The 12646-nt window shown below is 61.5% G+C and carries 11 protein-coding genes; 8 read left to right on the top strand and 3 right to left on the bottom strand.

What is annotated here, in order from left to right; translation table 11 throughout:
• Positions 1-71 precede the first annotated feature (71 nt).
• Complete coding sequence (locus F3J45_RS04000; RefSeq protein WP_167057677.1) at positions 72-662, top strand: disulfide bond formation protein B; 591 nt, start codon at positions 72-74, stop codon at positions 660-662.
• A gap of 21 nt (positions 663-683) precedes the next feature.
• Here the strand turns inward: F3J45_RS04000 and F3J45_RS03995 are convergent, their stop codons facing one another.
• Positions 684-1574 (bottom strand): LysR family transcriptional regulator, encoded by an 891-nt coding sequence (locus F3J45_RS03995; protein ID WP_167057674.1) that lies wholly within the window; start codon positions 1572-1574, stop codon positions 684-686.
• A gap of 120 nt (positions 1575-1694) precedes the next feature.
• On the opposite strand from F3J45_RS03995, the gene F3J45_RS03990 reads away from it, so the two are divergent.
• The 5 genes from F3J45_RS03990 to F3J45_RS03970 all read left to right on the top strand — a co-directional run bounded on the left by F3J45_RS03990 (position 1695) and on the right by F3J45_RS03970 (position 7477).
• Positions 1695-2924 (top strand): MalY/PatB family protein, encoded by a 1230-nt coding sequence (locus F3J45_RS03990; protein ID WP_167057671.1) that lies wholly within the window; start codon positions 1695-1697, stop codon positions 2922-2924.
• A gap of 105 nt (positions 2925-3029) precedes the next feature.
• The gene (locus F3J45_RS03985) at positions 3030-4049 is read left to right on the top strand and encodes an amino acid ABC transporter substrate-binding protein (protein ID WP_167057668.1); all 1020 of its coding nucleotides are present in this window, start codon (positions 3030-3032) and stop codon (positions 4047-4049) included.
• Positions 4050-4152: 103 nt separating this feature from the next.
• The gene (locus F3J45_RS03980) at positions 4153-5397 is read left to right on the top strand and encodes an amino acid ABC transporter permease (protein WP_167057664.1); all 1245 of its coding nucleotides are present in this window, start codon (positions 4153-4155) and stop codon (positions 5395-5397) included.
• Between the two features lies 1 nt (position 5398).
• Positions 5399-6688, top strand: a complete 1290-nt coding sequence (locus tag F3J45_RS03975; RefSeq protein WP_167057662.1) for an amino acid ABC transporter permease — start codon at positions 5399-5401, stop codon at positions 6686-6688.
• 78 nt (positions 6689-6766) lie between these two features.
• Positions 6767-7477, top strand: a complete 711-nt coding sequence (locus tag F3J45_RS03970) for an amino acid ABC transporter ATP-binding protein (RefSeq protein ID WP_240158371.1) — start codon at positions 6767-6769, stop codon at positions 7475-7477.
• 108 nt (positions 7478-7585) lie between these two features.
• On the opposite strand, the gene F3J45_RS03965 is transcribed toward F3J45_RS03970, so the two are convergent.
• Together F3J45_RS03965 and F3J45_RS03960 are read right to left on the bottom strand one after the other, a co-directional pair.
• Positions 7586-8779 carry an MFS transporter gene (locus tag F3J45_RS03965; protein WP_167057872.1) on the bottom strand — a complete coding sequence of 398 codons (1194 nt, stop codon included), beginning with the start codon at positions 8777-8779 and terminating at the stop codon, positions 7586-7588.
• A gap of 108 nt (positions 8780-8887) precedes the next feature.
• Positions 8888-9685, bottom strand: coding sequence for a helix-turn-helix domain-containing protein (locus F3J45_RS03960; protein WP_167057656.1), 798 nt, complete (start codon positions 9683-9685; stop codon positions 8888-8890).
• 275 nt (positions 9686-9960) lie between these two features.
• Here F3J45_RS03960 and F3J45_RS03955 point away from each other — a divergent pair, with 275 nt between their 5' ends.
• Together F3J45_RS03955 and F3J45_RS03950 are read left to right on the top strand one after the other, a co-directional pair.
• Positions 9961-11283, top strand: coding sequence for a tetratricopeptide repeat protein (locus F3J45_RS03955; RefSeq protein ID WP_167057653.1), 1323 nt, complete (start codon positions 9961-9963; stop codon positions 11281-11283).
• Between the two features lie 90 nt (positions 11284-11373).
• Positions 11374-12612 carry an MFS transporter gene (locus F3J45_RS03950; protein ID WP_167057650.1) on the top strand — a complete coding sequence of 413 codons (1239 nt, stop codon included), beginning with the start codon at positions 11374-11376 and terminating at the stop codon, positions 12610-12612.
• The last annotated feature ends 34 nt before the right edge of the window (positions 12613-12646 follow it).

Below are 12646 nucleotides of genomic sequence, written 5' to 3'. Positions count from 1 at the left end.
TGGTGGTGGTCTGGACCACCTGGCACGGCGCCCATCATATGTCCGATCTGAAACAGCTGGGGTCTTGGTAAATGAACGCACAACTGACTGATAACCGCTTGGGCCAGATCGAGCTGGCTGCGATTGCAGGGATCTGCTTCCTGCTGCTGGATGCATTTTTCTACCAGCTGGTGCTTGGCGAGCTGCCCTGCGCGTTCTGCAACCTCATCCGTGTTTGCCTGATGTTGTTGGGCTCAGGGCTGCTGCTCAACCGGGTCTTCGGCATCAACCCCTGGAATTATGTGCTCAGTGCGTTCGGGGCGTTGATCGGCAGCCTGTTGAGCCTGCTGTTCATGTTCGCCAAGGCGCCGGCCTGGACCAAGCCGACAGGCTCGGCCATTTTTGGCCTGCACATGTATACCTGGACGTTCATGGTCTTCACCGCAGCCATCATGTTCTGCCTGATCATGGCCGTGCTGTATGCGCGGCGTGACACCCAAGTAAGCGAGCCATCTTCCCTGGCCGCAAGGCCCAAGGCTCATGGCCTGATCATCGGTGTATTCGTAGCGCTGGTGGCGGCAAACCTGGTTTCGGCGTTTCTGCAGAACGGGTTCGACCACTTCATGGCGGGCGGCCAGCAGCATTATCGAATGCTGTACGACGGCGATGTCATGAAGCCTTGAAGGCCGGCGCCCGCGTGTGCTTCAAGACGGTTGGTGGTTGCTGGCAATTTCGAGGAAGCCGGCAATGTAGTCGATGCGCTGTTCATCTTTGCGTACGCCCAGATGAATGCTTTTGTGCAGGCCATGTGGCCCGATGCGCAGTGACCGCAGGGGCAGGTCCTGGCCTTCCTCATGCAGCAGCCACTCCGGCAGCACGCTGATGCCACGCCCGGCGGCGCTGAGCTGCAACATCAGTTCGGTGGTTTCCGCCGTGATCCTGTGGTGGGGGCGGCAGTTGGCGGGCACCAGGAAGCGGCTGTAGATGTCCAGGCGCTCCAGGCTGACCGGTACGGTGACCAGCGTTTCAGCCAACAGGTCCTGGGGCTCTGCCCAGGGCTTGCTCACCAGTGGGTGGTCCTGATGCATGATGAGCACCAGCTCGTAATCGAAAACTGGGGTGAACAGCAGCTCGGGTCGATCGATGGGGTCAGGTGTAATCAACAGATCGATCTCATGGCCCAGCAGGGCAGCGACCCCGTCGAAGCGAAACGCTGTGCACACCTCGAAATCGACATCCGGCCAACGCCGCAAATAAGGCCCCGTCACTCCCATCAGCCATTTCTGGCAAGGGTGACACTCCATGCCGGCGCGCAAGGCGCCGCGCCGCCCATCGGCGAAGTCAGAGAGCACCCGCTGGGCGTGTTCCAACTGAGGCAGCAGGCGCTCCGCCAGGCTCAGCAGGTAGTTGCCAGCCTGCGTGAAGCGCAGGCTGCGGCCGTCTTTCATCCACACCTTGATGCCACTGCGCTCTTCGAACTTGGCGATGGCGTGGGACAGGGCTGACTGACTGACGTTGAGCCGCTCGGCAGCAGCGGTAACGCTGCCAGTGCGGGCGACTTCGCGCAGTATCGACAAATGCTGAACGTCGATCATTCATGTACTCCGTTCATGGTTCGATGAAGTAATACCATTTCTGTTCATGATCCGATGTTGCTACAAATACCGCAAGGCGCTTGAGCCCCGACCTCATGAACAGGCTGGATACCAAGAAAAATGACTACCCAAGCACTAGCCCCCGCAACCCGTGAACAGCACGCCTCGCTGTTCGATGAAGTCATCGATCGGCGACATACCAATTCCATGAAGTGGGACTATGGCCACAACTTCCTCACCCCCGAGGAGCGGGCGGCCGACCCGTTGCCGATGTGGGTGGCCGACATGGATTTCCGCTCCCCGCAGGCCGTGATCGACGCGTTGAGCGAAGCCGTTCAGTTCGGCGTATTCGGCTATGCCGGTGGGGCGCGCAAGTCCTACGTGGATGCCGTGATTGGCTGGCAGGGCAAGCGCTTTGGCTGGGACGTGTCGCGTGACTGGCTGATCCAGGCCTCGGGCATCATCACCATCATGAAAACCGCCATTCAGGCGTTCACCTCCCCGGGTGACTCGGTGTTGATCCAGCCGCCGGTCTATGTGCATTTTCATGACGATGCACGCATCAATGGCCGTCACCTGGCATTGGCACCCCTGACGTTCGATGGCGAGCGTTATCACTTCGACGAGCGCAAGTTCGAAGCCGCCATCCAGCCCAATACTCGCTTGTTCATCCTGAGCCATCCGCATAACCCGACCGGCAATGTCTGGTCGGAGGCCGAGCTGCGGGCGATGGGTGAAATCTGTGCGCGTCACAACGTGCTGGTGCTCTCGGATGAAATTCACCAGGATTTCATTCTCAACCCACACAAGCAGCATATTCCTTTCGCTTCGCTGGGCGAGGCGTTCGCCCAGAACAGCATTACCTGCACTGCACCGAGCAAGACCTTCAACATGGCTGGCCTGCAGACGGCCAACATCTTCATTCCCAACAAGCGGATCCGCGAAGAGCTGGTGCGTCAGTACGACCGCAACCTGTACCGCTATGTGAATGCCCTCGGCATGGTGGCTGCCGAAGCCGCCTATACCCACGGCGAACCTTGGCTGGAGCAGATGCTCACCTATGTGCGCGGTAACCAGGCGCATTTCGCCGAGGCGATTCACGCCGCCACCGCGCAAATCAAGGTGATCCCTGCCGACTCGCTGTACCTGACCTGGATGGACTGCCGGGGCCTGGGCATGGATGCCCAGACGCTGGATCGCTTCATGCTGACCAAGGCCCGTGTCTGGCTCGACAAAGGCCAGAAATTTGGGCTGGAAGGCCACGGTTTCATGCGCGCCAACCTCGGTTGCAGCCGAGTGACCGTCGATGAAGCCATTCAACGCATCACGCGGGCCGTGCAACAACGCTGAGCTGCCTCATATGAAACTCAAAGGCTTGCGCCATGCACGCAAGCCTTCGCTGGTACTTGCCTGAACTGCCGCCTTAATAAACATCACAACAACAAGGTGAACATGATGAGAAAGTCCCCCATCGTCCCGATGGTATGCCTCGCTGCCTCGCTGATTTCCGGTGTCTCGTACGCGGGCACGCTCAAGGACGTGCAAACGCGCGGAAAGCTCAATTGCGGCGTCTCCACTGGTAATACCGGTTTGTCTGCCCCCGACGCGAAAGGCGCCTGGCAGGGCCTGGATGTGTCCTTGTGCCGTGCCGTCGCCGCTGCCGTGCTGGGTGATGCGAACAAGGTCAACTTCGTGCCAACCACCGGGCAGACGCGCTTTACTGCGCTGGCATCGGGCGAGGTCGACCTGCTGGTACGCAACAGCTCCTGGACCTTCACCCGCGACGTCGACCTCAAGCTGACGTTCGCAGGCATCAACTACTACGACGGCCAGGGTTTTCTCGTGCACAAGAACCTGGGCGCCAATTCGGTCAAGGACCTGGATGGCGCGTCCATCTGCGTACAGACAGGTTCCACGCATGAGCTGAACCTGGCGGAGTACGCCCGCAACCACGGCATCAAGTACGAACCTGTGCCCATCGACTCCACCGCCGAAGGCGAGCAGAAGTATCTGGCAGGCGCCTGCGATGTATTCACCAACGACGTTTCCGGGCTGGCAGCTTCCAAGGCCAGCTTCGCCAAGCCCGAAGAGCACAGGGTGCTCAAGGAACTGATCTCCAAGGAACCGCTTGGCCCCATGGTGCGCCAAGGCGACGACCAATGGGCGGACGTGGTGCGCTGGACGCTCAATGCGTTGGTGGCAGCGGAAGAGTTGGGCGTCGATTCGGGCAACGTTGCAAAAATGACGACCGGTTCGGACAACCCCGAGATCAATCGCCTGCTGGGTTCCGAAGGGAACTACGGTGAGCAACTGGGGCTGGACGCCAAATGGGCCAGCCGTGCCATCGCGGCCGGCGGCAACTACGCGGAAATCTTCGACAACTCCCTGGGCAAGAACACGCCCATTGGTCTCGAACGAGGCCTTAACGCCCAATGGAACCAGGGCGGCCTGCTCTACGCTGAGCCGTTTCGCTGATTCGCCGCGCTAGCTGGCGTGGTGTTAGACCATTGATGCGAAGGGTCGACCGGCCGTGTTGAAGCGGCCTGGGCCGGCCCACCCTCTCCGGGAGAGATTGACCATGTCCACCCTTACACTGACTGACAAGAAAGCCACCGAGCGGGCTTTCTCGTTGGGCATGCTGCTGCATGACAACCGCTACCGCAGTTACACCATCCAGATCATCGCGTTGATGTGCCTGATGCTGGCTGCCGCCTGGCTACTGGACAACACCGTGCGCAACCTCGCGGCGCTGGGCAAGGATTTCTCATTCAGCTTCCTGTGGAGTGCTGCAGGTTACGACATCAACCAACACCCCATTGCCTATGACAGCCAGATGAGCCATGGCCGAGCCGCACTGGTTGGGTTGCTCAACACCCTTGTACTCGCGGTTCTGGCCTGCATCACCGCAACGGCGATCGGCGTGGTGGTCGGCGTGCTTCGGCTGTCGAACAACTGGCTGGTTTCTCGGTTGATGGGCGGCTATATCGAGTTGTTCCGCAACATCCCGGCGCTGCTGTGCATCCTGGTCATCGGCGCGGTCATGGCGCAATCCATGCCGGCTCCCAGTAGTTACCGTGATGCGGGTGATACCGCCATTGCCGTGACCAATCGCGGCATCTACATCCCCGAACCGCTGTTCCAGCATGACCTGGGCAGGCTGGACCTGGGCATTGTGCAGCCAAGCCTGAACGTCCTGGTCGTGCTCGCAGTAGTCCTGCTCAGCCTGTGGGCCGACCGCTTGCTGCGCCGCCGTGCCGGCCAGGTGCAGAGCAGTACCGGCAAGCGCCCGATCCTTTGGTGGAAGCGCTTGATCATCCTGCTGGTGCCAACCGCGCTGCTGCTCGAAGCGCTGGGCTTGCAGCTGGGCTATCCGCAACTGCGTGGCTTCAATTTCCAGGGTGGCCTGCAATTGGGCAATGCCCTGATCGCCATGTGGATCGGCTTGAGCCTTTACACCGGGGCGTTCATCGCCGAGATCGTGCGCAGTGGCATCCAGTCCATCACCCGTGGGCAAACCGAAGCGGCGCACGCCCTGGGGCTTCGGCCGGGCCGCACCATGCGCCTGGTGGTCTTGCCGCAGGCACTGCGGGTGATCGTGCCGCCGCTGACCTCGCAGTACCTCGATATCACCAAGCAGACCTCGCTTGGCCTGGCCGTGGGCTACATGGACCTGCGTTCGACACTCGGTGGCATCACCATCAACCAGACCGGTAGAGAACTGGAGGGCATCCTGCTGATGATGCTCATCTACCTGGTCATGAGCTTGCTCATTTCAGGCGCGATGAACCTCTACAACAACCACGTCAAACTGCAGGTGCGCTGACATGGACCAACCTTCGATTGCCTGGTACCGCGATACCTTGCTGCCCCGGGCCGAGCCACCGGCAGGGCAGACGGGCGTCATCCATTGGCTGCGTGCGAGGCTCTTCAACGGCTGGTACAGCAGTGTGCTGACGACAGTGGCCGTGTTGGCTGTGATCGCCCTGGTCAGTGCAGTGTTGCCCTGGCTTGCCAACTCGGTGTGGCACGCGGACTCGCTGAGTGAATGCCGCCGCTTGATGAATGGCGAGCCCGGTGCCTGCTGGGGCGTGATCCGCGAACGCTGGCCGCAGTTGCTGTTCGGCTTCTACCCGCAGGATGCCTACTGGCGGCCGCTGGCCTCTTTCGTATTGCTGTTCGCGGCCTTGGGACCGATCTTGTTCAAGTGGGTGCCGTCGAGGGTGCTCTGGTTCAGCGCGGTGTATCCGGGCCTGGCGTTCTGGCTGATCTGGGGTGGCTCGCTGTGGCATCCGGTCCTCGCCTACGCAGGCATCGCAGTGGCCTGGCTGGCCTTTACCGTGACGCGGCGGCTGGGTAACGGGGTGGCGCTGGCAACTGCGCTGGTCGCTGCAGGCGCATGGTGGCTGCACGGCATGCAATACCTTGTGGCTGTCGTCGAATACCTGTCACCCCTGTCGTTGCAGGCCGTCAGCTCCCGTGACCTGGGTGGTTTCTTGCTGTCGTTCGTGGTCGGCGTCAGCGGCATTGCCCTGTCGCTGCCATTGGGCATCGTGCTGGCCTTGGGCCGGCGCTCGTCGATGCCGCTGATCCGCGTGATGAGCGTCACCTTCATCGAATTCGTAAGGGGTGTGCCGCTGATCACCTTGCTGTTCACGGCATCGCTGTTGCTCAACTACTTCTTGCCCCCGGGCACCTCTTTCGACCTGATCCTGCGCGTCATCATCATGGTGACCATTTTCTCCACCGCGTACATGGCGGAGGTGATCAGAGGCGGGCTGGCAGCACTGCCACAGGGCCAGACGGAGGCGGCCCAGGCGCTTGGCCTGGACTACTGGAAGGCGCAGCGTCTGGTGATCATGCCGCAGGCGTTGAAGATCTCGATCCCAATGATCGTCAGCACGTTCATTGGCCTGTTCAAGGACACCACGCTGGTGGTGTTCATTGGCCTGCTCGACCCCATTGCCCTGTCCACGGCCATTCGCGCCAGTACCCAATGGCAAGGCGTGTACTGGGAGCTGTTCCTGTTCATTGGCGGCATGTTCTTCCTGTTCTGCTTCGGCATGTCGCGTTACTCGATTCACCTTGAGCGCAGGCTCAAGACCGATCACCGTTGAGGAGCCAAAACAATGAAAACCGCGCCACTCGACGCCAAGCAGGCGTCCACCCAGGAAGTCGCGATTCAAATCAGCGGCATGAACAAGTGGTATGGCAACTACCATGCCTTGCGCGATATCAACCTGACGGTTGTGCGTGGTGAGCGCATCGTGATCTGCGGCCCTTCGGGCTCCGGCAAGTCGACGATGATCCGCTGCATCAACCGCCTGGAAGAGTTCCAGCAGGGGCGTATCGTCGTGGACGGCACCGAGCTGACCAGCGACCTGCGCAAGATCGACGAAGTGCGCCAGGAAGTGGGCATGGTGTTCCAGCACTTCAACCTGTTCCCGCACCTGACCATCCTGGAGAACTGCACGCTGGCGCCGATCTGGGTGCGGCAGGTGCCACGCAAGCAGGCCGAGGAGCTGGCCATGCATTACCTGGCCAAGGTGCGCATTCCCGAGCATGCGCACAAGTTCCCGGGGCAACTCTCGGGTGGTCAGCAGCAGCGTGTGGCGATCGCCCGCGCCCTGTGCATGAACCCACGGGTCATGCTGTTCGATGAGCCTACCTCCGCGCTGGACCCTGAAATGATCAAGGAAGTACTCGATACCATGATCCAGCTGGCGGAGGAGGGCATGACCATGCTCTGCGTCACCCATGAAATGGGCTTTGCCCAGGCGGTGGCCAACCGGGTGATCTTCATGGACCAAGGGCAGATCGTGGAGCAGAACGAACCCAAGGCGTTCTTCAGTAACCCGCAGTCCGAGCGTTCCAGGGCATTCCTGAGCCAGATCCTCAGGCACTGATTCAGCAGTATCTCTGGCGTCATCACGTTCCGAGGAGGTGGGTACGCCCCTCTCCTCGCTTTTTTTCGGCGATAGGAGCGGCACATGGGCGCATTTCCTGTCACCGACTTACACCGCGCTGCGCACCTGCGCGTTGCGTTGTGAGTGTTGCAGCCACGACAAACTGGCCATCGCCAGCACAACGGGTACCAGGATCAGGCCGGAAACCGTGCTCCATCCGAATGCGTCGAGCAGCCCGCCGGAGAGAAACGACCCCATCACCATCGTGCCGAACACCACGAAGTCATTGATGGCTTGAACCTTGGCGCCTTCTTCAGGCGCGTGGCAGGTCAGCACCAGTGCTGAGGCACCGAGGAATCCAAAATTCCAGCCAATGCCGAGCAGCACCAGGGCCAGCCAGAAATGGCCGACGCTCATGCCCGACATGCCGGCCAAGGCCGCCAAACCGATCAGCAGCAGGCCGCACTGGATGATCAAGGGCGCGCCGAAGCGGCTGATCAGTCGGCCGGTGAAAAAGCTCGGCGCGTACATGGCGACCACATGCATTTCTATGCCGGTGTTCGTGTGTGTCCTGTCGATCCCGCACAGGTCCATGGCCAGTGGCGCGGAGGTCATCATGAAATTCATCATCATGTAGCTGACCACGCCACACAGCATGGCGACCAGAAACCGTGGCTGGCCCACGATGGGCATGACGTTGCCAGCGGGCTGGGCCGCCGCTTGCGCAGGCGCACGCTTGAACCGTACGCCAACGAGCACCAGGGCAGACAGCGCCGCAACCGCCGCCGCGGCAACGTAGGTGACGACATACGCCTGGCTGGCGAGCCCCATGGTGGCGCTGACCAGCTGCGGCCCCAGCACCCCGGCGACCACGCCGCCGGCAAGCACCGTCGACAGCGCCTTGGGACGTTCCTGTGGCTCGACGCATTCGGCTGCGGCGAAGCGGAATGTCAGCACCACAGCGGCGTAGGCGCCGCCGAACAACATCGCCGCGCAGAACAGCGCGAACGAGCCAACGGTCAGCGCATACGCAGCCAGCAGCCCCATGACCGCACCGCAGGCGTTGCCGATCATGAAGGCCACCGTTCGGCCCCAGCGCCGGGCTACCATGCCGATGGGCAGGGTCACCAAAGCCATGCCGATGACGAATACCGAGATCGGCAACGTCGCAAGTGACGGGGTAGGGGCGAGCATGTTGCCGATGATGGCGCCCGTCGCATACACCACCACGGAGTTGGCGCCTGACAGCGCCTGGGCGATGGTCAGCCGCCAGACATTGGGGTTGAATCTAGATAGAGGCATCACGGTTTCCAGATATTTCAGATAAGACGCGCACGGGGCATTGTCGATAGCGCAATCACCTGCACGCAAAGCAGAAAATATGTGATGGGCCGCAAGAAAATCTTTCCCTCAGGTACCACCGTTAGCAGGCTCGCCCTTCATGTAAGCCTGCGGGCTGCTGCCCAGCTCCTGACGAAAGGCATAGATGAAGGCGGACGTTGAGCCATACCCCAGCTCCAGTGCAGTGCGTGTCACATCCAGGCCGCTGCCGAGCATCTCGATCGCCCTGAACAATCGCAGGCGCCGGCGCCAGCTGCGCAGGCTCATGCCGGTTTCGGCGAGAAAGCGCCGGGCCAGGGTGCGCTCGGACATCCCCAGGGTGCGCGCCCACGCCTCCACCTCGGTGGCGTCGGCAGGCTCGGCATAGAGCGTCTCGCACAGGCTGACCAGGGCAGGGCTGGTCGGCCAGGGCAAGGCGGTCGAGATCGGGGTGGTGCGTTGCAACTGATCGAGGATCAGCTGCGTGATGCGCGCCGCGTAACCGTCGTCATCGTGTTCGCTTTCGATACGAGCGGCTTCCACGATCAGCGCCCGCAGCAGCGGCGACACCGCGAAAAGCGTCGGCTGGTCGGCTGGCAGGCCCGATGCGATGCGCTGGTCGATCCACAGGCTGCGAAACTCTGCACCGAACATCGAGCCCACTTTGTGATCCAGGCCGGTCGGGAGCCAGGCCGCCTGCTCAGGAGAAATCACGAACGAGCCTGCCCGGGTCGTGACCGTCAGCACACCGGAGATGGCATAGACCATCTGGTGCCACTCATGTGAGTGTTCCGGAAAACTGTGCCGCGCAGGGATCGACTGAGCCCGGACTTTCAGCGGGTCCGGCGGTGGCAGGTTGTGGGGCGCTTCGATTATGTCCCAGTTCATCGTCGAACTCGTGTGGTGTGCGATTGATGCGTGCATGATGGCAAAGAGGGAAAAGCAGCAACCGGAGCCGTTTTCATGCGCTGTGCAAGTTTACTCATGATGCACACGCAGATGTCTTTTGTTCTACATCGTATGGCAGGTAGTCGAAAGTCTGCCACCGCTGAATGGGTTTTAATGCTGTCACGAGATGGCCCGCCTGCCGCGCACAGGGTTATTCACAAAAGCGGCCATCTCGTGCCCTTTAGCTTCAACCCATAAGAGGAGTTGCAAAAACCATGGCCTGTGTCGACCGTTACAACATGCCCCTTTCGACCGCATCCGAGACGGCTGCCGAGCGCTACCGTACAGGCGTGGATCTGTTGCTCTCACTGTGGACAGGCGTGGCGGAAACCCTGGACGAGGCCATTGCGGCCGACCCTGAATTCGCCATGGCCTACGCCGCGCGTGCGCGTTTTCACGCGGTGCGCACCGAAATCACCGATGCCAAAGCCAAGATCGCCAAGGCCAGTGAACTGGTACAACTCAAAGGTACCCCACGCGAGCGCAGCCACGTGCAGACGCTGTCCTTCGTGATCAACGGCGAGCCGGACAAAGCATTGGCCAACGCATTGCAGCACCTGGATCATTGGCCGCTGGACATTCTGATCATGTCGCTGCCACTGGGGGCGTTCGGCCTGTTCGCGTTCTCCGGCATGGCTGACCACGACAAGGCACGCGTCGAACTGTGTGAGCGGCACGCGCGTCATTTCCCCGAGAACGACTGGTGGTTCCTCAATTACCGTGGCTGGGCGCATGGCGAGAACGGCGATGTCGCGTTGGGCCGTGCACTCACCCAGCGCTCGCTCGAGTTGCGTCGCAACAATGTGAACTGCGTGCATGCCGTGGCCCATGTGCTGTACGAGGCAGGTGCCAACGACGAAGCGGGCCAGGTCATCAAGGAATGGCTGCCAGGGTATGACCGCAGCGGTACCTTGCATAATCACATCGCCTGGCACGGTGCGTTGATCGCCCTAGAGCGCGACGACGTGGAGAGTGCGCTCGGCATGTACGCCGAAAACGTCGCTCCGAGTGTCGCCACCGGCCTGCCGATCAACGTAATCAGTGATACTTCGTCGTTCCTGTGGCGCATGCAGGCTTATGGGCACCAGGTGCCGGCCAGCTTGTGGGAAGACGCGGCGCGATATGCCTCCAACTACTTCCAGCAACCCGGCTTCCCGTTCGCCGATTTCCACATGGCGCTGTTGGCAGCTGCGACAGGTGATCAGCGGTCGCTGGAGCAACGCGCTGGCGCACTGGCCGCACTGGTGAACGACGGGAAACTCAAGGCAGGGCCGGTAGTGCCTGCGCTTTGTCACGCCGTGATGGCATTTGCCGAGGGGCACTACACCGACTGCGCGCGCATTCTGGAGCCAGTCGCTCACGAGGTCGTGCGGATCGGCGGCAGTGGTGCGCAGCGCGAGATCGTGCAGGATACGTTGCTGGTTTCGCTGATGCGTGCGGGTGAGTCCGAGAAGGCACGCGCACTCCTCGACCAACGTCTGCACCGTCGCCCTTCATCGCGCGATAGCCGCTGGCTGAGCGGCCTGGCCGCGCACTGAGCCACTCGACAACACGTTGAAGCACCTAGGCAGGCTGACCTGGTCACAGGCCGGCCGGCTGTTGTGCACCCTCGCGACGGGGATTTGAAGATGAGCATGATCGTCACCGCAACCCCCCAGGGGCTTCGCGGTATGTTGCTGAAGTGGTTGAGTCCAGTGGCGGTCATTGCCATTGCGCAGTTGTTCGGTACCTCGCTGTGGTTCAGCGCCAATGGCGCAGCAGCATCACTGATGAGCGCCTGGCAAGCGTCCGCAGCCGACATCGGTTGGCTTACAAATGCAGTGCAGCTCGGTTTCATCATTGGCACTTTGAGCCTTTCGCTCAGTGGTGCTGCTGACCGCTATCGCGCCAGCTCGCTGTTCTTCTGCTGCGCCATTGCCGGAGCGGTATTCAACCTGGCGTTTGCCTGGTTGGCTGACGGCCTGGTGTTGGGCGCTGCGCTGCGCTTCTGTGTCGGTGCGACCCTGGCAGGGATCTATCCCATGGGCATGAAGCTGATTGTCGGCTGGGCTCCTGAGCGCACGGGGCTTGCCCTGGCGCAACTGGTGGCGATGCTGACCTTGGGCACGGCCTTGCCCCACGCTTTGCGACTGGTGGGGGCCGACTGGTCGTGGCAACTCATCATCACCGCATCTTCCGTGCTGGCATTGGCGGGGGCGATGTTGATTGCGCTGCTTGGCGATGGCCCCCATGCACGTACCAGCCAGACGGATAACCAGGCCAACGTCAGGCGGGCAGGCGCCATTCTCGGGGCGTTCAGGATCAGCCGATTCCGCGCGGCGACCCTGGGTTACTTCGGGCATATGTGGGAGTTGTACGCCTTCTGGACCGTCGTACCATTGATCGTCAGCCGCTCAGGGCTGGATCAAGCCTATCCCGCGTTGGGTGTGGCAGGCCTGTCGTTCTGCATCATGGCATTCGGGGCAGTAGGGTCGTTGCTTGGCGGGCTGATATCCCAGCGGATCGGCAGTGACCAGGTAGCGCTTGCAGCACTGGGCACATCGGGCGCCTGCGCTTTTCTGTTTGTGCTGACCCATGCGCAGCTTCAGCCCTGGGGCTTGCTTGCTTTGCTGGCCCTGTGGGGAGCCAGTGTGGTGGCCGACTCGCCACAGTTCTCGGCCCTGGCTGCGAAAGCCTGCCCTCGCGATGCCGTAGGCAGTGCGCTGGCTATTCAAAACAGCATCGGCTTTGCCATCACCGTGGTGTCCATCGCGTGTACCACGTGGCTGTTCGAACGTGTCGGTGTCGACGCGCTGTGGATCCTGGTACCGGGCCCTGTTCTCGGCCTTCTGGGCTACATCTGGTCACTCAGGCAGGTAGATGCCTGAGTACCGCTTGCTGCATTCCTTTTGTAAATAAGAA

The organism is Pantoea sp. Ap-967, from assembly GCF_011752565.1.
GTDB lineage: Bacteria > Pseudomonadota > Gammaproteobacteria > Pseudomonadales > Pseudomonadaceae > Aquipseudomonas.
This window is presented reverse-complemented; position numbering and strand designations above follow the sequence as displayed.